The organism is Methylocystis sp. (assembly GCF_050246715.1).
In the GTDB taxonomy this organism is placed as follows: Bacteria; Pseudomonadota; Alphaproteobacteria; order Rhizobiales; family Beijerinckiaceae; genus Methylocystis.
In genome coordinates, this window is sequence record NZ_JBFWVN010000006.1 from 41,245 (window position 1) to 62,511 (window position 21,267).

Genomic DNA, 21,267 nt, shown 5'->3' on the forward strand with positions numbered 1-21,267 from the left:
GACGCGCGCTGACAAACGACGGAAACGCTGTTCTGACTCCCCGCCGCCGGCTTGCCGGCGCATCGGGCGTGAGGCCGCGGATGCGGCAAGCGTCAGATCAGGACAGGAGGGGCGCGGGACCCGAGAGGCGGAGTCGACGCCTCGGGGAACAGGGAGGTCTCGTCAAAAGCGAGCTTGATCGTCGAGAATGCCGCCGCCGGTGGGCGCGGTTCGCCGACGAAGGCCGACGCGGCGGTCGCTCCGCCAAGCGACGCGCAATGCACCACGCAGCAGACGTCGCCGCCTTGCCGCGCCGGACGCGCGGGCGTCGCCGGATCGCCGGAAAGCGGTCCGGACGATTTATTGAAGCAGATGGCGCTGGCGAAAAGGCTCGAACTGCGACCGCTGAACGAGACGCCAATAGCGAAGCCTTGCAAAACAAGCAGATAGGCGACGAGCAGAGTGACTGCCGTCGATCCGCACTGCCATGTCCTGACTTCGCTGCGACCGCTCATAGCGGATCAAAGCTATTCACTGATTCCGTTAAGGTCAATGGCGGCGCCGGGGGCGCCGCGGTCAGGGACTCCAGGGCCGGGTTTCTTCCGGCGCGCGTTCAAGAGCCTTTTGCGCCTCGATGGCGTTGGAAAGAGCGCGCAGCGCCTCTTTGACGCCGACGCCGCTCGCCGACGAAAGGAGCAGGGACGTCGCCTGCCGCTCGGTTGCGGTCTTTGGCCCTGCCGAGGCGATTGCTCGCTTCAGGCGTTCCCGCTGCTTCTTAAGATGATCCGCATCGACCGCATCGATCTTGGAAAGCGCAATGATTTCTGGCTTTTCGGCGAGGCCGGCGCCATAGGCCGCAAGTTCGGCCCGGACGATCTTGTAATCCTTGCCGGCGTGTTCGCCGGTCGCGTCGACGAGATGCAGCAGCGCCCGGCAGCGCTCGATATGGCCAAGGAAGCGGTCGCCGAGCCCGTGACCTTCATGCGCGCCTTCGATGAGACCGGGAATGTCCGCCAGCACGAATTCCCTGTCGCCGCTGCGCACCACCCCGAGGCCGGGGTGAAGCGTGGTGAAGGGATAGTCGGCGATTTTGGGTTTCGCCGCCGTCACGGCCGCCAGAAAAGTCGATTTGCCGGCGTTCGGCAGGCCGATGAGCCCGGCGTCGGCGATCAATTTCAGCCGCAGCACAATGGTGCGCTCTTCGCCCGCCTGGCCGGGATTGGCGCGCCGCGGCGCACGATTGGTCGACGTGGTGAAATGGGCGTTGCCGAAGCCGCCATTGCCGCCCTTGCAGATGACGACGCGCTGGCCGACTTCGGTGAGATCGGCGATCAGCGTCTCCTCGTCCTCCTCGAAAATCTGGGTCCCGACCGGTACTTTCAGCACCGCGTCGGCGCCGCGCCCGCCGGCGCGGTTCTTGCCCATGCCATGTCCGCCGGTCTTGGCCTTGAAATGCTGCTGATAGCGATAATCGATCAGCGTGTTCAGCCCGTCGACGCAGAGGGCGACGACATCGCCGCCGCGCCCGCCGTCGCCGCCGTCCGGCCCGCCGAATTCGATGAATTTCTCGCGCCTAAACGAGACGCATCCGGCGCCGCCGTCGCCGGACCGCACATAAACGCGGGCTTGATCAAGGAATTTCATTTCCCGCTCACGTCGAAGGAAAGCGCGGCCGGCGCGCGCCGAACAGCGTGTGCGCTTCGCCGCGCTTCAATTCGAACAGCTCCACTTCGATCTCGCCGCCGCGCGCCGGCGCCGGCAGCACGCCGCGACCGATGTGTCGAAATCCGAGCTTCTCATGCACATGCAAGGAAGACGAATTATCCGGGCGCGCCGAGGAGACGATCCGGTCAAGCGAGGTAATGCCGAAGGCGAGGTCGATCAGCGCTCGCGCCGCCTCTGTCGTGTAGCCTTGTCCCCAATAGGGTTTCCCTAGCCAAAAGCCGAGCGTCGCCGCGCCGCGCCGGTCGGCGCCGTGCAGGCTGACGAGGCCGATCGGCTCGTTCGGACGGTTTTTCGGGGTGACGACGAGATGCAGGCCGCCGCCGACGGCATTCTCCAAACGCGCCGATTTGATGAAAGCGTCGGCGTCATGCGCTTCATAGGGATGGGGGATGTTCGCCGTCATCAGCGCGACGTCGGGTTCGCTGGCCTGACGGCGAATCTCGTCGGCGTCAGCCGCGCGCGGCCAACGCAGCCACAATCGCTCGGTTTCGAGCCGGAAAACGTCGTCATGCGTGATTTCGGGAAACATCCAACGCTCCAAGCGATATTCGGAAATATTGGCCTAAAGCCGTTAAGGAGAATGTTCTCCCTATTGGCCTGTTACGGCTTTTCCGGACATCTCGCCTGGAACGTTTCCCGCCTGGATCGCCAGCAAGCGGGTCGAGACGACCGTAATCCGCCGGAATGATCGGCGGCGGGTCGTCCCTACCGCCTTACTCTGCGGCCTGCGCCGGCGTTACCGATACGCTAGAACGTCCGCCGCTTGACTTAAATTCAACGACCCCGTCGACGAGGGCGAAGAGCGTGTGGTCCTTGCCCATGCCGACGTTGCGGCCTGGATGCCACTTGGTGCCGCGCTGACGTACAATGATATTGCCGCCGACAACCGATTCGCCGCCGAATTTCTTGACGCCGAGACGCCGCCCGTCCGAATCGCGGCCGTTGCGCGACGAGCCGCCTGCCTTCTTGTGAGCCATTGTTTTGCTCCGAATGTCCTATGCGGCGACTGGGCCGCTTTGTTCCTTAGCGTCGCGAGAGGGCGATCAGCCCTCGATCGCGGTGATTCTGACGAGCGTCAGGTCCTGACGATGACCGCGCTTGCGCTTTGAATTCTGCCGACGGCGCTTTTTGAAAGCGATCGACTTGGCGCTGCGGGTCTGTTCGGCGATTTCGCCTGAAACCTTTGCGCCGGCGACGGTCGGCGCGCCGATCTTGGGGCTGTCGCCGCCAAGCATCAGCACTTCGTCGAAGGTGACGGCGTCGCCCGGCGCGCCGTCGAGCGCCATGACGGTGATCACGTCCCCGGCGGCGACGCTATATTGCTTGCCGCCTGTTTTGATGACTGCGAACATCTTCTTGTCCTGTGTTCGTCCCGGCTCTGGCGGTGGCGCCGGCCGGCTTCTTTGCAGTTGGTTTTTTCCGCTTCGATATTGCGCGAAGGCGCAAACGAAAAACGCGGCGAAACCGCCGCGCCGAAGCGGAGTTCATCTACCCTCCAATGAGGGCGGCTGTCAAATGCTTGGCGGCGAAAAGGAATGGCGCCGCGCATTGGGCGCCGCGCCGCTTCTTCGGCTAATTGAAGCAGCCGTTGGCCTGCATCTGGACGAACCAGACGGCGCAAGCCGCCTTGGCGCGCTCGTAGCGCTGGCGGCGATAACCGCCATAGCCGCCGGGGCCATAATCATCATAGCCCTGCCCATAGCCGCCGCCGTAGCCCGGCCCATAGGCTCCATCCTGGTAATCTTCATAATCCCCATCTCCGCCATAGGGACCGCCCGGATAGTGGCGGCCGTAGCCGCCGCGATAGAATCCGCCGAACTGATGTTGGCGGACGCAATTATTGTAGTTTTGCGCGACCGCGACGCAGAGCGGCAGATTGGCTGATTTGGCGGACGGCGAAGCGAGCAGGGCCGCCGCGCAGGCGGCGCCCACAAGGGACCAGGTCGCAAGGCGCATGTCGGCGCTTCCTTGATTGCGCCTGCAGGGCGCTGATTGCATGGCGATTTTTGACCGGCTCCGCTTAAAGCAAGCTGAACGGCCTCGGCTCGGCCGCAGGAATCACCAGCCGGCGATGCGTTTGCAGGACGTGTCGCCTGCGCCGAAGGCGTAATGGTCGCCGCAGGCGAAGGCGACCGGCGGTTCGCCCGTCTGTTCGAAAAGGTCGTAGCCTTCCTTCAGGTTTTTCCAGAATCCGGTCCAGTGTTCATATTTGCCGCTCGCGCCGACGAAAGCGAGCCAGCCGCCGCCGGTTTCTCGGGCGAGCGCCTGCTCCGTCATCCGAAAGGGAAAAATATGTAGCTGCACTTCCTTCTGCCCGGCGCGCAGCGCCGCCTCGACGAAGGCGTAGATTTCCTCGATGCCGCGGTCGGTCATGGCGAAACAGCCGACCGATTTGCAGGCGCCATGCACCATGACGAGGCCGCCGGTCCGGCCGTTCTGACGATCGAAAGCGTTGGGATAGCCGACGTTGAAGGCGCGATGATAGTTGGAATTGGGATGCAGCTGCTTCGCTGAAACGCTGTAGAAACCTTCCGGCGACTGGTAATCAGCTTCCTTCAGCTTGGGTCCGAGCCTGCCCGACCATTTGCAGATCGGATAGGTCTTATAAAGAGAGAAGCGCGAGTTGCTCTTTCGTAGCCACAGTTCGAGCTGGCCCTCCTGCTTGAAAATCCGCACGAAGACCTGATCGCCCATGCCGTAACGGATCGGGGTCTCCTGCTGAAAGGCCTCGTCAGGCGCGGGCCGCAGCGTTGGCTCGACGGCGCGCGCCACCTGGGTCGAATGCGCCGGTTCGGCCGGTCCCGTCGGCGTCGCTTCGAGCGTGGCTCTCGCCGACGGTTGCCGTGGGCCGGCTGGCGACGCATTCGTGGCCGACGCGGCCGTTTCGGCTTGGGTCTGCTCGGGCGTCGCCGCGGCGGATTCAGCGAAGCGGATCGCAAGTTCGGCGAGATCGGCCGGCCGCAATGGCGGCAGCGGCGTGGCTTTCTCGGCGGCCGTGGGCGGCTCGGGCGGGATGGAGACCGAACCTTCGACCCCGTCGGCGGCGGGCGGCAGCGCCGCGACCTCGGCCGACGACGCGAGCGGCGCCGCGTCCAAAAGCAGCGGCGGCGCGATCATCGTGGCGGGCGGTGGAACAGGGGGAAAAGCGCCGGGCTGGATGCGCATGGCGACGCGCATGCCGGTGGGGAGGGCGCCGCTCCAAATCTTGCGCGCCGCTTCGCTCCGGGCGGGCGCGCCGCTCCCGGTGACGGGCATCGAGCGGAGGGCTGCGAACCCGCCGATGAGCGCGACGACGGCGGCCGCCGCCAGCGCCAAAAGGGTCCGTCGCGGCGTCATGCGCCCGTGCAGCCTCTCTTAAGATCACGCTGCATTTGGGCAAAAGAGCCCAAATGCGGACAACGCGATCGATCTCAAAAATTCAGAGCGCGCGCTCCGCGAAAAACCGGATTCCACTTTTTCGCGGCGCGCTCTGGTCGAGCCCGGGCTGAACAAAGACATGAATAAAGGCGGTTTAGTGGCCTTCGAAGGCGACCAGCGTGCGCACCGGCACGCCGAGCGCCTCGAGCCGCTTCACGCCGTTAAGATCGGGCAGGTCGATGACGAAACAGGCGGCGGCGACATCGGCCCCGCCTTGGCGCAGAAGCTTCACCGCGCCCTCCGCCGTGCCGCCGGTGGCGATGAGGTCGTCGACGAGGATTACGCGCTCGCCGGGGTTCACCGCGTCCTCATGCATCTCCATTTCGTCGACGCCATATTCGAGTTCATAGGCGACCGAGACGACGCGATGCGGCAGCTTGCCCTTCTTGCGGATCGGGATGAAGCCGGCCGAGAGCTGATGCGCTACGGCGCCGCCTAAGATGAAGCCGCGCGCCTCCATGCCGGCGACCTTGTCGATTTTCGTCCCCGCCCAGGGCTGCACCAGTTCATCCACCGCCTTCCGAAACGCCTTGGCGTCGCCGAGCAGCGTGGTGATGTCGCGAAAGAGGATGCCCTTCTTGGGGTAATCCGGAATCGTGCGAATGGCGTCGGCGAGGGGCATGAAACGGCCTTCGGATCAGTGGCGGCGTCGCCGCGAATGGCTGGACATGGCGAAAGCGCCACGGCGTGAGAGAGATACACGCAGGACGGGGGAGGGCGCAAATGGGGGAATGGGTGGCGGAGCTTAGGCGCCCTGGCGGACGCATTAAGCGGCGATTATCGGCCCATTAGTCAAAATAAATAGACTCGGCGCCCCAGTCCTTTACTGGCAATCGCGACGTCGGAATATAACTGTAGTACATAACGCACCAAGGCGGTTGGACCGGCGTCGCTCCTGACCCTTTGATCAAGAATGACAGGAAGGGACTACGCTCATGGTCAAAATCGTTTGCGTTCTCTACGACGATCCGGTCGACGGCTATCCGAAAACCTATGCGCGCGACGAAGTCGCGCAGCCGAAGCTCTATCCCGACGGGCAGACGCTGCCCTCGCCCAAGGCCATCGATTTCACACCCGGCACGCTGCTTGGGAGCGTTTCCGGCGAACTCGGCTTACGAAAATTCTTGGAATCGCAGGGCCACAAGCTGGTTGTAACGTCTTCCAAGGATGGCGCCGACAGCGCTCTCGATCGGGAGCTTCTCGACGCGGACATCGTCATTTCACAGCCATTCTGGCCCGCCTATATGACGCGCGAGCGTATCGCCAAGGCGCCGAATCTCAAACTTATCGTGACGGCGGGAATCGGATCGGATCATACCGACCTTCAGGCCGCGATCGATCGAAGGATAACGGTCGCCGAGGTCACCTTCTGCAACAGCATCAGCGTCGCCGAACATGTCGTGATGATGATTCTGGCGTTGGTGCGGAACTATATTCCCTCCTATCAATGGGTCGTGAAGGGCGGTTGGAACATCGCGGACTGCGTCGCCCGCTCGTACGACCTAGAGGCAATGCAGGTCGGAACCGTCGCGGCGGGGAGGATCGGGCTCGCGGTATTGCGTCGCTTGAAGCCGTTTGATGTCGGGCTCCACTATTTCGACCGACACCGCTTGCCCCCAGCGGTCGAAAAGGAACTCAATCTCACCTTTCACCCAAGTGTCGAAGACATGGTGAAATCCTGCGACGTCGTCACGATAAACTGTCCGTTGCATCCGGAAACGGAGCATCTTTTTGACGAGAAGATGCTGTCGAAGATGAAACGCGGCTCCTATATCGTCAACACGGCGCGTGGCAAGATCTGCGATCGTGACGCCATCGTGCGCGCGCTCGAAAGCGGCCAACTCGCGGGATACGCGGGCGACGTTTGGTTTCCGCAACCGGCGCCTGCAGATCATCCATGGAGGATGATGCCCCATCATGGCATGACGCCGCACATCTCGGGCACGAGCTTGACGGCGCAGACCCGCTACGCCGCCGGCGTTCGAGAGATTCTCGAATGCTGGTTTGAAGGCCGGCCGATCCGAAACGAATATCTTGTGGTTGAGGGCGGAAAGCTCGCTGGCGTCGGCGCGCATTCCTACAGCGAGGGCGACGCAACCGGCGGCTCGGAGGAAGCGGCCCGTTTCGTGGAAGCATAGTAGGAAACGCGGCGAAGGTGGAAGCGCGGTCATTCGCGCTTCTACTTTTTGAGCAGTGGCGAATGTGCGCAGTTTCAATGATCGGAGGCGTCGCCGAGAGTGTTCATTCGCCAGCTTGAATATCTTGTGACGCTCGCTCGCGAACGCCATTTTGCGCGCGCCGCCGAAGCATGTTGTGTTTCGCAGCCGGCGTTGTTATCGGCGATCAGGCATCTGGAAGAGGAGCTCGGCGTCGCCATTGTCGAGCGCGCACAGAAGTTCGTCGGCTTCACTCGGGAAGGCGAACAGATTTTGACATGGGCGCGGCAAGCGCTCGCGGCGTGGGACGGGTTGCGGCAGACAGCGGCGCTGTCGCGCGGCGCGCTCAGGGGATCGCTTCGTATGGGCGCCATTCCAACGACATTGCCTATCATGTCGTTGCTCACCGGACCCTATTGGCGCGCTTACCCCGACCTGAAGCAGCAGGTGAAGTCGCTGAGCAATGAAGAAATCATTCGAAGGGTGGAAAATTTCGAGCTGGATATCGGGCTGACCTATCTTGAAGAGCAGAATTTGGATCGATTCAGGGTCCTGCCCTTGTATCGAGAGCGATATGTCCTTCTTGCGCGGGACGCCACTCTGTTTGGGGGCGGCGCGTCGATCGACTGGCGCGACGCCGCGGAGCTGCCGCTCTGCCTGTTGACGCCCAATATGCAGAACCGCCGGATCATCGACGCGGCGTTTCTGCGCGCAGGCGTTTGTCCGCGCGTCGTCGTCGAAACTGATTCAGGCTTTGCGCTCTATTCGAATGTCCGATGCGCTGAAGTATTCAGCATTATGCCTCACAGTCTGCTTGCGCTGTTCGAAATGCGCGAAGAGCTGACGGCGATTCCGCTAACGCCAGAGCTCAATCGCGGAATCGGGCTTATTGCGCTCAGTAGCGATCCCGCGCCGCCGATCGTTTCGGCGATCTGGTCGATCACGGAACAGCTCGACTTGAGGTCGCGCTTCGAATTTCCTCAGTATTCGTAACGCGCTCATGCGTCCCAGCAGGAGCCGCGCGCTTTTATGCGCGCGACCTTGCCGATCTTGGCGCCGCGCCAAGGGTTGGTGAAGGCGGCGTCATCGTCGTGCGAAAACGACATTTTCACTATCGTCCGCCTCCTGCATATTCTGGGCGAGCCCGGGCTCTGACCAAAACAAGCGCATGATCGGGGCGAGCGCGGCGCGTCTCGTTCCGATCAGCCGCCGTTCACCCGCTTCATCACCGCATCGAGCTTCTTCAGCAACTCAGGATCGCGCGCGTCGGGCGCGGTGAGGATGGCGTTGTCGAGCGCCCGGTCGGAGCCGACCGGGCAGGGCTCGTGCTCGCCCGGAAACTCCGCCAGAATCCGCGTCAGGAGACGCGCGACCGTCGAAGAATTCTTCTGAACGACCGCGATCACCGCGGTGATGTCGACATTGTCGTGATCTGGATGCCAGCAGTCGAAGTCCGTCACCATGGCGACGGTGGCGTAAGAGATCTCGGCTTCGCGCGCGAGCTTGGCTTCCGGCATCGCCGTCATGCCGATCACGTCATAGCCGGCCGCCTTATAGGTGAGCGATTCGGCATAGGACGAGAACTGCGGACCTTCCATGCAGACATAGGTTCCGCTGGTGACGTGAGCGATGTTTTCGGCCTTGGCCGCCGCGGCGATGCGCGCGGACAGCAGCGGCGCGATCGGATGCGCCATCGATACATGGGCGACGCAGCCATTGCCGAAAAATGAGGATTGCCGCCCGAAGGTGCGATCGACGAATTGATCGACGAGGACGAAGAGACCCGGAAAAAGCTCCGCCTTGAAGGAGCCGCAGGCCGAGACCGAAATCAGATCAGTGACGCCGGCCCGCTTCATGGCGTCGATATTGGCCCGGTAATTGATCGTCGAGGGCGAGAGCCGATGGCCCCGCCCGTGCCGCGGCAAAAAGACCGCCTGCGTCGCGCCCATTTGGCCGAAGCAAAGCTCGTCGGAAGGATCGCCCCAGGGCGCCGTAACGCGCTCGCGGCGAATATTGGTCAATCCCGGCAAGTCATAAACGCCTGACCCGCCGATAATTCCGACGACCGCTTTGGTCATGGATGTAGTCTCCTCGCTTTGCTGTTGCCCGGTTCTTTCTTATCCGGCGAGCGCCGGCGCCGAAAATCGCGGCATTGTGACAGGGTTGCGCCCCCAAAACGCCTGTGTTAGGGGACGCTCGCCTTGGAGCTGGGGCGCAGCGGCCCTCGTTCCTTTTCCTACAGCATCCGTCGTTTGAGGCTAACCGCTTATCGTCGCGACCGCGCGATTTGCACTGCGGGCGGCGTCTCCAGACGATGTAGATTGACGAGCGAACCAGGTGGCTCAAGCCGAAGATTCCTTATCGGGCGTCGCAGGTCGCTACGCCTCCGCACTTTACGATTTGGCGACGGAAAAACACGCCGCCGATGACGTCGCCGCCGCTCTCGACAAGTTTGAGGCTTTAATTGACGGCAGCGACGATCTGAAGCGTCTGGTGAAAAGCCCGGTGTTCTCCGCGAAGGAGCAGATCAAGGCGCTCGACGCGGTTCTCGACAAGGCGCAGATTTCCGGCATCGCCGCCAATTTCATCCGCCTCGTCGCCGCCAAGCGTCGTCTCTTCGTCATCTCCGACATGATCGCCGCCTACCGCCAACTCAACGACAAGGCGAAGGGGCTGGTGCGCGCCGACGTCACGGTCGCCGGGCCGCTGAAGCCCGATCATGAAGCGGCTCTGCGCGAGGCGCTCGCCGGCGTCACCGGCGGAAAGACCGTCGATCTCAACGTCAAGACTGATCCGTCGATCATCGGCGGGCTCGTCGTCAAACTCGGTTCGCGCATGGTCGACGCTTCCGTTCGCACCAAGCTCAATTCAATCCGCACACGCATGAAAGAGGTCGGCTGATGGATATCCGCGCCGCAGAAATTTCCGCGATCCTCAAGAATGAGATCGCCAACTTTGGCGCCGAGGCCGAGGTCACCGAGGTCGGCCAGGTTCTCTCGGTCGGCGACGGCATCGCCCGCGTCTACGGGCTGGACAATGTCCAGGCCGGCGAGACGGTCGAATTCGAGAACGGCGTGCGCGGCATGGCCCTCAATCTCGAAACCGACAATGTCGGCATCGTGATTTTCGGCTCCGACCGCGACATTAAGGAAGGCCAGACGGTCAAGCGCACCGGCGCCATCGTCGACGTGCCCGTCGGCAAGGAGCTTTTGGGCCGCGTCGTCGACGCGCTCGGCAATCCGATCGACGGCAAAGGCCCGATCAAGACCGCGACCCGCGCCCGCGTCGACGTGAAGGCGCCCGGCATCATTCCGCGCAAATCGGTGCATGAGCCGATGGCGACCGGCCTCAAGGCCGTCGACGCGCTGATCCCGATCGGCCGCGGCCAGCGCGAACTCATCATCGGCGACCGCCAGACCGGCAAGACCGCGATCGCGCTCGACACCATCCTCAACCAGAAGTCCCTGAACGACGGCGACGACGAGAAGGCGAAGCTCTACTGCGTCTATGTCGCCATCGGCCAGAAGCGCTCGACCGTGGCGCAATTCGTGAAGGTGCTCGAAGAGCGCGGCGCGCTCGACTATTCGATCGTCGTCGCCGCGACGGCCTCCGATCCGGCGCCGATGCAGTTCCTCGCGCCCTTCTCAGGCTGCGCGATGGGCGAATATTTCCGCGACAATGGCATGCACGCGGTCATCATCTATGACGATCTGTCGAAGCAGGCCGTCGCCTATCGTCAGATGTCGCTGCTGCTGCGCCGCCCGCCGGGCCGCGAAGCCTATCCGGGCGACGTCTTCTATCTGCATTCGCGCCTGCTCGAGCGCGCCGCAAAGCTTTCCGACGATCGCGGCGCCGGCTCGCTGACCGCGCTGCCGGTCATCGAGACTCAGGCGAATGACGTGTCGGCCTATATTCCGACCAACGTGATCTCGATCACCGACGGCCAGATCTTCCTTGAGACCGATCTCTTCTACCAGGGCATTCGTCCCGCGGTGAACGTCGGCCTGTCGGTGTCGCGCGTCGGCTCGTCGGCGCAGACCAAGGCGACCAAGAAGGTCGCCGGCAAGATCAAGGGCGAACTCGCGCAATATCGCGAAATGGCGGCCTTCGCGCAGTTCGGCTCGGACCTCGACGCGGTGACTCAGCGCCTCCTCAATCGCGGCGCGCGCCTCACCGAACTGTTGAAGCAACCGCAGTTCTCGCCCTTGAAGATGGAAGAGCAGACCTGCGTGATCTACGCCGGCGTCAACGGCTATCTCGATCCGCTGCCGGTCAATCGCGTGCGCGCTTTCGAGGACGGGCTGCTTGCGGTGCTGCGCTCGCAGCATGGCGACATTCTGGAAAGCATCCGCACAACGAAGGACTTGACCGACGAAACGGCGGGCAAGCTCAAGAACGTCGTCGAAACTTTCGCGAAGTCCTTCGCTTAACGAGCGTCGTCATGGCCAGACAAGCCCGGCCATGACGGGCATCGCTGATACGAGACAGGCAAAACGATATGCCCTCGCTAAAGGATCTTCGAAACCGCATCTCCTCCGTCAAGGCGACGCAGAAGATCACCAAGGCCATGCAGATGGTCGCCGCCGCAAAGCTGCGGCGCGCCCAGTCGGCGGCGGAGGCGGCGCGTCCCTATGCCGAGCGCATGGAGTCGGTGCTCGCCAATCTCGCTTCCGGCGTGACGGCGGGCGGGCCTCAGCTTCTGGCCGGCAACGGCAAGGACGATACGCATCTTTTGATCGTCGCCACCGCCGAGCGTGGCCTCTGCGGGGCTTTCAATTCTTCGATCGTGCGTCTCGCTCGCGAGCACATCACGCGGCTTCAGGATCAGGGCAAGACCGTCAAAATCCTCTGTGTCGGCAAAAAGGGGTTTGAGCAGCTCCGCCGTCAGTATGAGCGCCACATCATCGAGCTGATCGAGCTGCGCGGCGTCAAGCAGATCGGCTTCGACAACGCCGATGAGATCGGCAAGAAGATCATCCGCATGTTCGACGAGGGCGGCTTCGACGTGGCGACGCTGTTCTTCTCGCGTTTCAAATCGGTGATCGCGCAAATCCCGACCGCGCAGCAGATCATTCCGGCGCAGATTCCCTCGAACGAAAATGCGCCGGCCATCGAAGGTCCGCAGCCGTGCTATGAATATGAGCCGGGGCAGGACGAAATTCTCTCGACGCTGCTGCCGCGCAATATTTCGGTGCAGGTGTTCCGCGCGCTGCTCGAAAACGCCGCCTCCGAGCAAGGCGCGCGCATGAGCGCGATGGACAACGCCACGCGCAACGCCGGCGAAATGATCCGCAAGCAGACGACCCTCTACAACCGGTCTCGGCAGGCGATGATCACCAAGGAGCTCATCGAAATCATCTCGGGCGCCGAGGCGCTCTGACGCATTTTAGGACGAGGACGAAACATGGCCGCCAACAAGCCCAGCGGGCGCATCACCCAAGTCATCGGCGCCGTCGTCGACGTGCAGTTCGACGGGCATCTGCCTGAAATTCTGAACGCGCTCGAGACGACGAACCAAGGCAACCGCCTCGTGCTCGAAGTGGCGCAGCATCTGGGCGAAAATTCTGTTCGCACCATCGCCATGGACTCGTCTGAAGGCCTCGTTCGCGGTCAGGAAGTGACTGACACCGGCGCGCCGATCTCGGTTCCGGTCGGCGACGAGACGCTCGGCCGCATCATCAATGTCATCGGCGAGCCGGTCGACGAAGCCGGTCCGCTCAACACCGGCAAGACCCGCGCGATCCATCAGCCGGCGCCCTCCTATTCGGAGCAGGCGACCGAAGCGCAGATTCTCGAGACCGGCATCAAGGTCGTCGATCTCCTCGCGCCCTACGCCAAGGGTGGCAAGATCGGCCTCTTCGGCGGCGCGGGCGTCGGCAAGACCGTGCTGATCATGGAGCTGATCAACAACATCGCCAAAGCGCATGGCGGCTACTCCGTCTTCGCCGGCGTCGGCGAGCGCACCCGCGAAGGCAATGACCTCTATCACGAGATGATCGAGGGCGGCGTCAACAAGAAGGGCGGCGGCGAAGGTTCGAAATGCGCGCTGGTCTACGGACAGATGAACGAGCCGCCGGGCGCGCGCATGCGCGTCGCGCTCTCCGGCCTCACCGTCGCCGAAGATTTCCGCGACCGCGGCATGGACGTGCTGTTCTTCGTCGACAACATCTTCCGCTTCACTCAGGCGGGTTCGGAAGTGTCGGCGCTCTTGGGCCGCATTCCCTCGGCGGTGGGTTATCAGCCGACGCTCGCGACCGACATGGGCGCGCTACAGGAGCGCATCACCACGACGACCAAGGGCTCGATCACCTCGGTGCAGGCGATTTACGTCCCCGCCGACGATTTGACCGACCCGGCGCCCGCCACCTCCTTCGCGCATCTCGACGCCACGACCGTGCTGTCGCGTTCGATCGCGGAGAAGGGCATCTATCCGGCGGTCGATCCGCTCGATTCGACCTCGCGCATGCTGTCGCCGGCGATCGTCGGCGAAGAGCATTATGACGTCGCGCGCAAGGTGCAGTCGACGCTGCAGCGCTATAAGTCGCTGCAGGACATCATCGCGATTCTCGGCATGGACGAGCTCTCGGAAGAGGACAAGCTCGTCGTCGCCCGCGCCCGCAAGATCGAGCGCTTCCTGTCGCAGCCCTTCCATGTCGCGGAAGTGTTCACCGGTTCGCCCGGCAAGCTCGTCGCGCTTGCCGACACGATCAAGGGCTTCAAGGGCCTCGTCGAAGGCGAATATGACCATCTTCCCGAGGCGGCTTTCTACATGGTCGGCTCGATCGACGAGGCGGTCGAAAAGGCCGCCAAGCTCGCCAAGGAAGCGGCTTAACTTTTTACGAAGCGTCATGGCCGGACTTGTTCCGGCCATGCGCTGATCGGTTTTCGTGGATGGCCGGGTCGAGCCCGGCCATGACGGGCTGGAACGCAGAGCGCCGTCGGAGAAAGTCATGGCCGCATTCCACTTCGAACTCGTCTCTCCCGAGAAGCATCTCTTCTCCGGCGAAGTCGAATCGGTCGTCGCGCCGGGCGCCGACGGCCAGTTCACCGTGCTCAAGGATCATGCGCCGGTGATGACCACGCTGAAGGCGGGCGTGGTGACGGTCGCCGGCGGCGACGGCAAGGTCGAGAAGCTTTTCGTGCGCGGCGGATTCGCAGACGTGAGCGCGTCCGGCTTCACTATCCTTGCCGAACAGGCGATTCCGCTGGCCGAAATCGACGTGGCCAAAGTTGACGCCGATATCCAGGACGCGCGCGAGGACATCGCCGACGCCAAATCCGATGACGCACGCCTCGCGGCGTCCGACAAGCTCGCTCAGTTGCAGGAATTGCGCACAGCGATCGGCGGCTGATTAACGGGAAGTCCTCGGCCGAAGTAAATAAAGCGCAATACGTCGGCGCCGTGGCGGTTTTGCAAAAATCAGCGTGAAAGCGTTCAGAGGGTGTCTTCAGCGGTACTTCCCTCCATAAAAATTATCTATCTGCTCAAGCAGATGCATGAATTCTGTGGGGGGAATGCCGCTCTCACCTTGAAACGGATAGTCATAAATAACGATCAAGCCAAGTAGAATGCCCAAGCTGGATTGATAAATTATCAGGGCGCATTGGGAGAATGCGTCTCTTTTGGTGAGCAACGCGAAATGAAGAACAAAGAGAAATTCAAGCAGCAATACTGCAATAAAAAATACGGCCGGCAATTGCGTGCCTCTGTTCTTAATTCTGAGATACCGCGCAGAAGCCGCCTCTTTCGTCAACGGTAGCAATTCCTCTTTTATCTTTTTCTCTAAAAGATTCTGCGGGGTGAATTTGAGTAACGAGTCAAGGAAGTCGTCGAAGAGTTGCTCTGTTTTCTCATCAATCTCATTTGTAGACATGTACTGCCACTCTCGGGAGATTACTGAGTTCAAATACTCTTGGAACTGAGGCTTGATTTGATCAGTTCCTTGGGAGGACAAAGGAACAATCGCCTTCTGGATCGCATAGAGCGAACGCAATTCATTATTTGTGATTTCCTTAATATTTTTGACAGTCGAAATGGATTGTATCAAAACGAAAATAAGGAGAACTGCATTGAGGGAGAGCGTCGTCCCAATGATCGTTACGCTAAAAAAAGAATTGCCATGCATGCCAATTCTATCAAACAATAGTTTGAGTGGATAGAAAAAAATAAAGCCAGAAATAATATAAAAAATCCAAACGACGCAAACAATGATCAGATCATTAAAACCATATAAATTTCCCATGACGCCGGCCATTCATTAACCCCAGTGAAAGCGCTAAAGCAGGAGATTCGCCGATAGTTCCAAGGATTAAATCGGCTCTGCTTTATGTGTAGCGATAGGGTTTCAAATATTCCGTCAATCTCCATAAAAAACAACAGCTTTGTCTGCAATTTGGAAAAACTCTCAACTCTCCGCCGCGCGCTCGCGCCTCAAACTGAGTTGAACCGTTCCAGCTCGTAAAATAAGCGATGATGGCGGCGCCGATTGCGAAACGTCCGAATGCAGAGCAATCTATGCCTCGTCCACCTCTTCGGACGGCGCCTGCTCCGCGAGCTCCTCTTCGATGATGTCGCCGCGCCGTTCTGTGGTCGCGAGTTCGGATCGCGATCGCATAACTTCGCGGATTGCTTCTCCAACTTCCGGATTTCGCTTCATCAGCGTCTGCAGATCATAGGCGTCGAGGATGAGAAGCTTTGTGCGGGCGGTCGCCCTCACGTCGGCAGTGCGCAACGTCTTTCGCAGCACGGCCATTTCGCCAAAAAACTGCCCTTCGCCGAGCCTGACATTGTCATGCGCCAATTCGACTTCGACCTGGCCTTCGGCAATGAAATACATTGAATGGGCAGGATCTCCCTTGCGCACAATCACTGCGCCGCGCGGGATGGACTGCGCCCGAAGGTAGCGCATGATTTCGGCGATCCCCGCCGCGTCGAGGCCGCGAAACAGCGGCACGCTTGCGACCATCGTCCACGTGACGACGAATTCGCGGCGGTGAATCTCTTCTGCGAAAGCAGTGGCGAGGATGCCTACCGGCAGACCCAACAGCAGGAATCCCGTCACCATGGCGAAAGAGGCGATGAGCTTGCCGATCACCGTGAGCGGAGTCACTTCGCCATAGCCTACGGTCGTCACTGTTTCGAGCGCCCACCACATGGCGTCGGGAATGGTGCCGAATTTTTCGGGCTGCGCATCATGCTCGGCAAGATGCATCGCCGTCGAATAGAAGAGCACCGCGCCAAAGAGAAGGATCAGCCAGGCGAGAAGCGCCTTGCGTTCCGCCTCGATCACCGCAAGCAATGTGCGGATGCCGGGAGAATAGCGCGCGAATTTGAAGAACCGCAGAAGGCGCAGCATCAAAAACACGCGAAGCTCAGTGGAAAAATAGAACGACAGATAGAAGGGCAGAAAGGCGACCAGGTCGATCAGCGCCCAGCCAGACTTGATAAAGGCGAGGCGCGCCGCCATCGGCGAGCGATCTGCGTAAAGCGCATGTTCGGGCGCGCACCAGACGCGCAAAATGTATTCGAGCGTGAAGGCGGCGACCGCGACATATTCGATCGCGTCGAAGACGACAGCAAAACGGTCGCCATATTCGGGCACCGATTCAAAAATGACCGAAATGACTGACAGCAGGATGAGCCCGATCAGCACACGATGAATGACTCGCGCCACATGATCATGGCTGCCGCCGTCGAGGACGACATGTACGCGGCGCCGCCACAAAGCCAGACCGCGCCGCCGGTCCGGTTCCTTCATGGCGCCGTCGCTTTTCCGCGCAGCGCGTCCTCGACGGAGGCGAGCGCCTGATCGATGGCGGTGGCGTCGGGGCCGCCCGCCTGCGCAAGATCGGGTCGGCCGCCGCCGCCCTTGCCGCCGAGCTTGACGCTGGCGACGCGAACGAAATCCACGGCGCTGTATTTTTCGGTGAGATCGTCGGTGACGCCGACGACAATGCCGGCCTTGCCGTCGGGCGAGGCGCTGGCGATGGCGACGACTCCCGAGCCGATCGCCTTCTTGGCGTCGTCGACCATCGACTTCAAGTCTTTCGCCTCGATGCCTTCGACCGCGCGCGCGAGAAGCTTAACGCCGCCAATGTCGCGCGGCTTTTCCGCGGCGCCGTCGCCAGCGCCGCCGCCCATCGCGAGTTTGCGCTTGGCGTCGGCGAGTTCGCGCTCGAGTTTCTTGCGTTCGTCGAGCAGGCTCGCGAGCCGCGTCGGCGCTTCTTCGACAGGCGCGCGCATCAGCGCCGCCATGTCGCGCAGCGCGCGCGACTGCGAGACGAGCTGGCTGCGCGCGCCCTCTGCCGTGCGCGCCTCGATGCGGCGCACGCCGGACGCCACCGCGCCTTCGCCGACAATCGCGATGAGGCCGATGTCGCCGGTGCGGGCAACATGGGTGCCGCCGCAGAGTTCGACCGAGAAGGGATGCGCGACGCCGGCGTCCGGCCGGCCCATCGAGACGACGCGCACCTCGTCGCCATATTTCTCGCCAAAGAGCGCGCGCGCGCCGGAGTGGATGGCGTCGTCCTGGGCCATCACCCGGGTCTCGACCGGCGCATTGTCCTGAACGATCTCATTGGCCAGCGTTTCGACCCGCGCCAGCTCCTCTTCAGTGAGGGGTTTTGGGTGGGTGAAGTCGAAGCGCAACCTGTCGGGCGCGACGAGCGAACCTTTCTGCGCAACATGCTCGCCGAGCACCTGGCGCAGCGCCTCGTGCAGAATATGCGTCGCCGAATGATTGGCGCGAGACTGTTTGCGCCGCTCGTGATCGACGTCGAGTTCGAGCGCCATGCCCGGCGCGATTTCGCCTTCTTCGACGACGCCTTCGTGGACGATGAGGTCGCCGAGCTTTTTCAGCGTGTTCTCGACGCGAAAACGCACGCCGCGGGCGCGCATCGCGCCGACGTCGCCGACCTGTCCGCCCGATTCGCCATAGAACGGCGTCTGATTGAGCAGGATCGCGCCGCGCCCGCCTTTCTTGAGCGAGAAGGCCTCGGCGCCGTCGTGAAGAATGGCGGTGACGACGCCTTCGCTCTTCTCGGTTTCATAGCCGAGAAATTCCGTCGCGCCGAGACGCTCCTTCAAGGCGAACCACAGCGCCTCGGTCGCGGTCTCGCCGGAGCCGGCCCAGGCCTTGCGCGCTTCTTCGCGCTGGCGCTCCATCGCCGCGTTGAAACTCTCCTTGTCGACCGAGATGCCGCGCGGGCGCAGCGCGTCCTCGGTGAGATCGAGCGGAAAGCCGTAAGTGTCATAGAGCTTGAATGCGGTTTCGCCGGAGAACTTGTCGCCCCGGCCGAGCGCCGCCGTCTCTTCGTCGAGGATCGCGAGGCCGCGCGCGAGCGTCGCGCGAAAGCGCGTCTCTTCGGTGAGCAGCGTGTCGGCGATGAGCGCCTGGGCCCGCACCAGCTCGGGATAGGCTTGGGCCATCTCCGCGACGAGCGTCGGCGCGAGCTTCCACATCAGCGGGTCTTTCGCGCCGAGGAGCTGCGCATGGCGCATGGCGCGGCGCATGATTCGGCGCAGCACATAGCCGCGGCCTTCGTTGGACGGCGTCACGCCGTCGGCGACGAGGAAGGCCGAGGCGCGCAGATGATCGGCGATGACGCGGTGGCTCGCGCCCTGCGGGCCGTCGACCGGCGCGCCGGTGAAATCGGCGACGGCGCCGGTCAGCGCGCGAAACAGGTCCACGTCGAAGACCGAATGGACGCCCTGCAGCAGCGCGGCGATGCGCTCCAGCCCCATGCCGGTGTCGATCGACGGCCGCGGCAGCGGCGCGCGCTCGCCAGGCGCGATCTGCTCATATTGCATGAAGACGAGATTCCAGAATTCGAGGAATCGGTCACCGTCTTCCTCGGGACTGCCGGGCGGGCCGCCCGCGACGCCCTCGCCCTGGTCGTAGAAGATTTCCGAACAGGGGCCGCAGGGGCCGACGTCGCCCATGCTCCAGAAATTGTCGGATGTCGGAATGCGGATGATGCGGTCGTCGGAGAAGCCGGCGATTTTCTTCCACAGATCATAGGCCTCGTCGTCGTCATGATAGACGGTCACGAGCAGTCTTTCGCGCGGCAGGCCGAGTTCGCGGGCGACCAGGGTCCAGGCGAGTTCGATGGCGCCTTCCTTGAAATAATCGCCGAAGGAGAAATTGCCGAGCATCTCGAAGAAGGTCAGATGCCGCGCCGTATAGCCGACATTGTCGAGGTCGTTGTGCTTGCCGCCGGCGCGCATGCATTTCTGCGCCGAGGCGGCGCGCGCATAGGCGCGCTTTTCGACGCCGGTGAAGACATTCTTGAATTGCACCATGCCGGCGTTGGTGAACATCAATGTCGGGTCGTTGTGCGGCACGAGCGGCGACGACGCGACTTTCTCGTGCCCATTGCGCGCGAAAAAATCGAGAAAGGCGGTTCGTATCTGGTTGACGCCACTCATGCGGTCACGGCTCGCGAATGCGCCCCTTTCGCGAAGCGGCGGCGCCGATGCGGGAGAGGCGTTTAAAACAATAACCTGGAGCGGCTTTTCGTTTCAACGAAACAGGCGGCGGTCCGAGGTTGCGGCGAAGGCTGCGGCAGGCGGCGCCTTCGCGCGTGCGCGATATGACAGTTTCGGCGGCAAACGGCAATGGCGGGAAACGCGCCGAACGATCGGCGCGCGGCGGTCGTTGGTCGCGACATACCCGAAGCCGCGGTCAGGCGAGATTCGGCCGAGAGTCGGCGACGAGGCCTATTCCTCGTCGTCCTGCGCCGCTTCGAGAATGCGTTCGGCGATCAGCCCGGCGTTTTCGCGGATCGCCTGTTCGATGCGCTGCGCCGCTTCGGGATGCTGCTTCAGATAAGTCTTGGCGTTCTCGCGGCCCTGGCCGAGCCTCTGGCTGTCATAGGAGAACCAGGCGCCGGATTTCTCGACGACCCCGGCCTTGACGCCAAGATCGATCAATTCGCCCATCTTGGAGACGCCTTCGCCATACATGATGTCGAATTCCACCTGTTTGAACGGCGGCGCGACCTTGTTCTTGACCACTTTGACGCGGGTCTGGTTGCCGATCGTCTCGTCGCGCTCCTTGATCGCGCCGATGCGGCGGATGTCGAGCCGCACCGAGGCGTAGAATTTCAGCGCATTGCCGCCGGTGGTCGTTTCGGGCGAGCCATACATCACGCCGATCTTCATGCGGATCTGATTGATGAAGATGACGAGCGTGTTGGAGCGGGCGATCGAGGCGGTGAGCTTGCGCAGCGCCTGGCTCATCAGCCGCGCTTGCAGGCCGGGCTGCACCTCGCCCATCTCGCCCTCGATTTCCGCGCGGGGCGTCAGCGCCGCCACCGAATCGACGACGAGCACGTCGACGGCGCCGGAGCGCACCAGCGTATCGGTGATCTCTAACGCCTGCTCGCCGGTGTCGGGCTGGGAGATCAGCAATTCCTCGAGATTGACGCCGAGCTTGCGGGCGTAGACCGGATCGAGCGCATGTTCGGCGTCGACGAAAGCGCAGACGCCGCCCGCCTTCTGCGCCTCGGCGATGACATGGAGAGTGAGGGTGGTCTTGCCGGAGGATTCCGGCCCGTAGATTTCAACTACCCGGCCGCGCGGCAGGCCGCCGACGCCAAGCGCGATGTCGAGCCCGAGCGAGCCGGTGGAAATCGTCTCGATCTCGACGGCCTTCTGGTTCTTGCCCAGCCGCATGATCGAGCCCTTGCCGAAGGCGCGCTCGATCTGCGACAAAGCGGCGTCGAGCGCCTTGGTCTTGTCCACGGACGTCCCTTCCACGAGGCGGAGGTTGGCTTGGCTCACGGCTGAAAATTCCTTCTGGCACGGTTACGTAGGCGCAGGCAATTGCTGCGAGGGCGCCAGCGCGTAAGCGGCGAGGGGAGAATGGCCGCGCTTGACCCTGACGCCAAATGTGCATGATTTGTTCTTTTTTGCCAAGTTCTTTTTTGTTCATAACGGGCGGGAGCCGTCGCCTTAGAAGGCGAACGGGCGCACTGGACGCAAAGGCGC

20 protein-coding genes are annotated in these 21,267 nt (G+C 62.4%); 7 read left to right on the top strand and 13 right to left on the bottom strand.

Annotation, left to right across the window (positions count from 1 at the left end; translation table 11 throughout):
* Nucleotides 1–92 precede the first annotated feature (92 nt).
* The 8 genes from AB7I51_RS04435 to AB7I51_RS04470 all read right to left on the bottom strand — a co-directional run bounded on the left by AB7I51_RS04435 (nucleotide 93) and on the right by AB7I51_RS04470 (nucleotide 5,743).
* Entirely contained in the window at nucleotides 93–494 is a 402-nt protein-coding gene (locus AB7I51_RS04435) for a DUF2946 family protein (RefSeq protein ID WP_428402966.1), read from the bottom strand.
* Nucleotides 495–555: 61 nt separating this feature from the next.
* Entirely contained in the window at nucleotides 556–1,623 is a 1,068-nt protein-coding gene (gene obgE / locus AB7I51_RS04440) for a GTPase ObgE (protein WP_428402967.1), read from the bottom strand.
* Between the two features lie 7 nt (nucleotides 1,624–1,630).
* Complete coding sequence (locus AB7I51_RS04445; RefSeq protein ID WP_428402968.1) at nucleotides 1,631–2,233, bottom strand: GNAT family N-acetyltransferase; 603 nt, start codon at nucleotides 2,231–2,233, stop codon at nucleotides 1,631–1,633.
* A 184-nt stretch (nucleotides 2,234–2,417) separates the two neighbouring features.
* Nucleotides 2,418–2,681: a 50S ribosomal protein L27 gene (rpmA, locus tag AB7I51_RS04450; protein ID WP_428402969.1), complete on the bottom strand. Its 264-nt coding sequence runs from the start codon at nucleotides 2,679–2,681 to the stop codon at nucleotides 2,418–2,420.
* A gap of 66 nt (nucleotides 2,682–2,747) precedes the next feature.
* The gene (gene rplU, locus AB7I51_RS04455) at nucleotides 2,748–3,056 is read right to left on the bottom strand and encodes a 50S ribosomal protein L21 (protein ID WP_428402970.1); all 309 of its coding nucleotides are present in this window, start codon (nucleotides 3,054–3,056) and stop codon (nucleotides 2,748–2,750) included.
* A 220-nt stretch (nucleotides 3,057–3,276) separates the two neighbouring features.
* On the bottom strand, nucleotides 3,277–3,660 hold the full coding sequence (locus AB7I51_RS04460) for a hypothetical protein (RefSeq protein WP_428402971.1): 384 nt from the start codon (nucleotides 3,658–3,660) through the stop codon (nucleotides 3,277–3,279).
* A gap of 102 nt (nucleotides 3,661–3,762) precedes the next feature.
* Entirely contained in the window at nucleotides 3,763–5,040 is a 1,278-nt protein-coding gene (locus AB7I51_RS04465; RefSeq protein ID WP_428402972.1) for a L,D-transpeptidase family protein, read from the bottom strand.
* 175 nt (nucleotides 5,041–5,215) lie between these two features.
* On the bottom strand, nucleotides 5,216–5,743 hold the full coding sequence (locus AB7I51_RS04470) for an adenine phosphoribosyltransferase (RefSeq protein ID WP_428402973.1): 528 nt from the start codon (nucleotides 5,741–5,743) through the stop codon (nucleotides 5,216–5,218).
* 313 nt (nucleotides 5,744–6,056) lie between these two features.
* Here AB7I51_RS04470 and AB7I51_RS04475 point away from each other — a divergent pair, with 313 nt between their 5' ends.
* Both AB7I51_RS04475 and AB7I51_RS04480 read left to right on the top strand, forming a co-directional pair.
* Nucleotides 6,057–7,259 (top strand): NAD-dependent formate dehydrogenase, encoded by a 1,203-nt coding sequence (locus AB7I51_RS04475; protein WP_428402974.1) that lies wholly within the window; start codon nucleotides 6,057–6,059, stop codon nucleotides 7,257–7,259.
* A gap of 99 nt (nucleotides 7,260–7,358) precedes the next feature.
* Entirely contained in the window at nucleotides 7,359–8,270 is a 912-nt protein-coding gene (locus AB7I51_RS04480; protein ID WP_428402975.1) for a LysR family transcriptional regulator, read from the top strand.
* A 209-nt stretch (nucleotides 8,271–8,479) separates the two neighbouring features.
* On the opposite strand, the gene AB7I51_RS04485 is transcribed toward AB7I51_RS04480, so the two are convergent.
* Nucleotides 8,480–9,355, bottom strand: coding sequence for an S-methyl-5'-thioadenosine phosphorylase (locus AB7I51_RS04485; RefSeq protein WP_428402976.1), 876 nt, complete (start codon nucleotides 9,353–9,355; stop codon nucleotides 8,480–8,482).
* A 259-nt stretch (nucleotides 9,356–9,614) separates the two neighbouring features.
* Here AB7I51_RS04485 and AB7I51_RS04490 point away from each other — a divergent pair, with 259 nt between their 5' ends.
* The 5 genes from AB7I51_RS04490 to AB7I51_RS04510 all read left to right on the top strand — a co-directional run bounded on the left by AB7I51_RS04490 (nucleotide 9,615) and on the right by AB7I51_RS04510 (nucleotide 14,629).
* Nucleotides 9,615–10,178: a F0F1 ATP synthase subunit delta gene (locus AB7I51_RS04490; RefSeq protein WP_428402977.1), complete on the top strand. Its 564-nt coding sequence runs from the start codon at nucleotides 9,615–9,617 to the stop codon at nucleotides 10,176–10,178.
* The gene (gene atpA, locus AB7I51_RS04495; protein WP_428402978.1) at nucleotides 10,178–11,707 is read left to right on the top strand and encodes a F0F1 ATP synthase subunit alpha; all 1,530 of its coding nucleotides are present in this window, start codon (nucleotides 10,178–10,180) and stop codon (nucleotides 11,705–11,707) included. Before AB7I51_RS04490 ends, atpA begins: the two co-directional genes overlap by 1 nt.
* A gap of 68 nt (nucleotides 11,708–11,775) precedes the next feature.
* Nucleotides 11,776–12,657, top strand: coding sequence for a F0F1 ATP synthase subunit gamma (locus AB7I51_RS04500; protein WP_428402979.1), 882 nt, complete (start codon nucleotides 11,776–11,778; stop codon nucleotides 12,655–12,657).
* A gap of 24 nt (nucleotides 12,658–12,681) precedes the next feature.
* Complete coding sequence (atpD, locus tag AB7I51_RS04505; protein ID WP_428402980.1) at nucleotides 12,682–14,109, top strand: F0F1 ATP synthase subunit beta; 1,428 nt, start codon at nucleotides 12,682–12,684, stop codon at nucleotides 14,107–14,109.
* 118 nt (nucleotides 14,110–14,227) lie between these two features.
* Nucleotides 14,228–14,629, top strand: a complete 402-nt coding sequence (locus AB7I51_RS04510; protein ID WP_428402981.1) for a F0F1 ATP synthase subunit epsilon — start codon at nucleotides 14,228–14,230, stop codon at nucleotides 14,627–14,629.
* Between the two features lie 96 nt (nucleotides 14,630–14,725).
* On the opposite strand, the gene AB7I51_RS04515 is transcribed toward AB7I51_RS04510, so the two are convergent.
* The 4 genes from AB7I51_RS04515 to recA form a co-directional block, all read right to left on the bottom strand.
* The gene (locus tag AB7I51_RS04515; protein WP_428402982.1) at nucleotides 14,726–15,532 is read right to left on the bottom strand and encodes a hypothetical protein; all 807 of its coding nucleotides are present in this window, start codon (nucleotides 15,530–15,532) and stop codon (nucleotides 14,726–14,728) included.
* A 258-nt stretch (nucleotides 15,533–15,790) separates the two neighbouring features.
* Nucleotides 15,791–17,035, bottom strand: coding sequence for a cyclic nucleotide-gated ion channel (locus tag AB7I51_RS04520; protein WP_428402983.1), 1,245 nt, complete (start codon nucleotides 17,033–17,035; stop codon nucleotides 15,791–15,793).
* Entirely contained in the window at nucleotides 17,032–19,704 is a 2,673-nt protein-coding gene (gene alaS, locus AB7I51_RS04525; RefSeq protein ID WP_428402984.1) for an alanine--tRNA ligase, read from the bottom strand. The genes AB7I51_RS04520 and alaS overlap by 4 nt, the downstream gene beginning before the upstream one ends.
* 291 nt (nucleotides 19,705–19,995) lie before the next feature.
* Nucleotides 19,996–21,060, bottom strand: coding sequence for a recombinase RecA (gene recA, locus AB7I51_RS04530; RefSeq protein WP_428402985.1), 1,065 nt, complete (start codon nucleotides 21,058–21,060; stop codon nucleotides 19,996–19,998).
* Nucleotides 21,061–21,267: the final 207 nt, after the last annotated feature.

Bases quoted from the DNA above. Each gene is read 5' to 3' on its own strand.
- rplU (WP_428402970.1), bottom strand. From the start codon at position 3,056: ATGTTCGCAGTCATCAAAACAGGCGGCAAGCAATATAGCGTCGCCGCC.
- AB7I51_RS04520 (WP_428402983.1), bottom strand. From the start codon at position 17,035: ATGAAGGAACCGGACCGGCGGCGCGGTCTGGCTTTGTGGCGGCGCCGC.
- AB7I51_RS04500 (WP_428402979.1), top strand. From the start codon at position 11,776: ATGCCCTCGCTAAAGGATCTTCGAAACCGCATCTCCTCCGTCAAGGCG.
- AB7I51_RS04515 (WP_428402982.1), bottom strand. From the start codon at position 15,532: ATGGCCGGCGTCATGGGAAATTTATATGGTTTTAATGATCTGATCATT.
- AB7I51_RS04445 (WP_428402968.1), bottom strand. From the start codon at position 2,233: ATGTTTCCCGAAATCACGCATGACGACGTTTTCCGGCTCGAAACCGAG.
- atpD (WP_428402980.1), top strand. From the start codon at position 12,682: ATGGCCGCCAACAAGCCCAGCGGGCGCATCACCCAAGTCATCGGCGCC.
- alaS (WP_428402984.1), bottom strand. From the start codon at position 19,704: ATGAGTGGCGTCAACCAGATACGAACCGCCTTTCTCGATTTTTTCGCG.
- AB7I51_RS04435 (WP_428402966.1), bottom strand. From the start codon at position 494: ATGAGCGGTCGCAGCGAAGTCAGGACATGGCAGTGCGGATCGACGGCA.
- AB7I51_RS04485 (WP_428402976.1), bottom strand. From the start codon at position 9,355: ATGACCAAAGCGGTCGTCGGAATTATCGGCGGGTCAGGCGTTTATGAC.
- atpA (WP_428402978.1), top strand. From the start codon at position 10,178: ATGGATATCCGCGCCGCAGAAATTTCCGCGATCCTCAAGAATGAGATC.
- AB7I51_RS04475 (WP_428402974.1), top strand. From the start codon at position 6,057: ATGGTCAAAATCGTTTGCGTTCTCTACGACGATCCGGTCGACGGCTAT.
- obgE (WP_428402967.1), bottom strand. From the start codon at position 1,623: ATGAAATTCCTTGATCAAGCCCGCGTTTATGTGCGGTCCGGCGACGGC.
- AB7I51_RS04470 (WP_428402973.1), bottom strand. From the start codon at position 5,743: ATGCCCCTCGCCGACGCCATTCGCACGATTCCGGATTACCCCAAGAAG.
- rpmA (WP_428402969.1), bottom strand. From the start codon at position 2,681: ATGGCTCACAAGAAGGCAGGCGGCTCGTCGCGCAACGGCCGCGATTCG.
- AB7I51_RS04465 (WP_428402972.1), bottom strand. From the start codon at position 5,040: ATGACGCCGCGACGGACCCTTTTGGCGCTGGCGGCGGCCGCCGTCGTC.
- AB7I51_RS04460 (WP_428402971.1), bottom strand. From the start codon at position 3,660: ATGCGCCTTGCGACCTGGTCCCTTGTGGGCGCCGCCTGCGCGGCGGCC.
- AB7I51_RS04510 (WP_428402981.1), top strand. From the start codon at position 14,228: ATGGCCGCATTCCACTTCGAACTCGTCTCTCCCGAGAAGCATCTCTTC.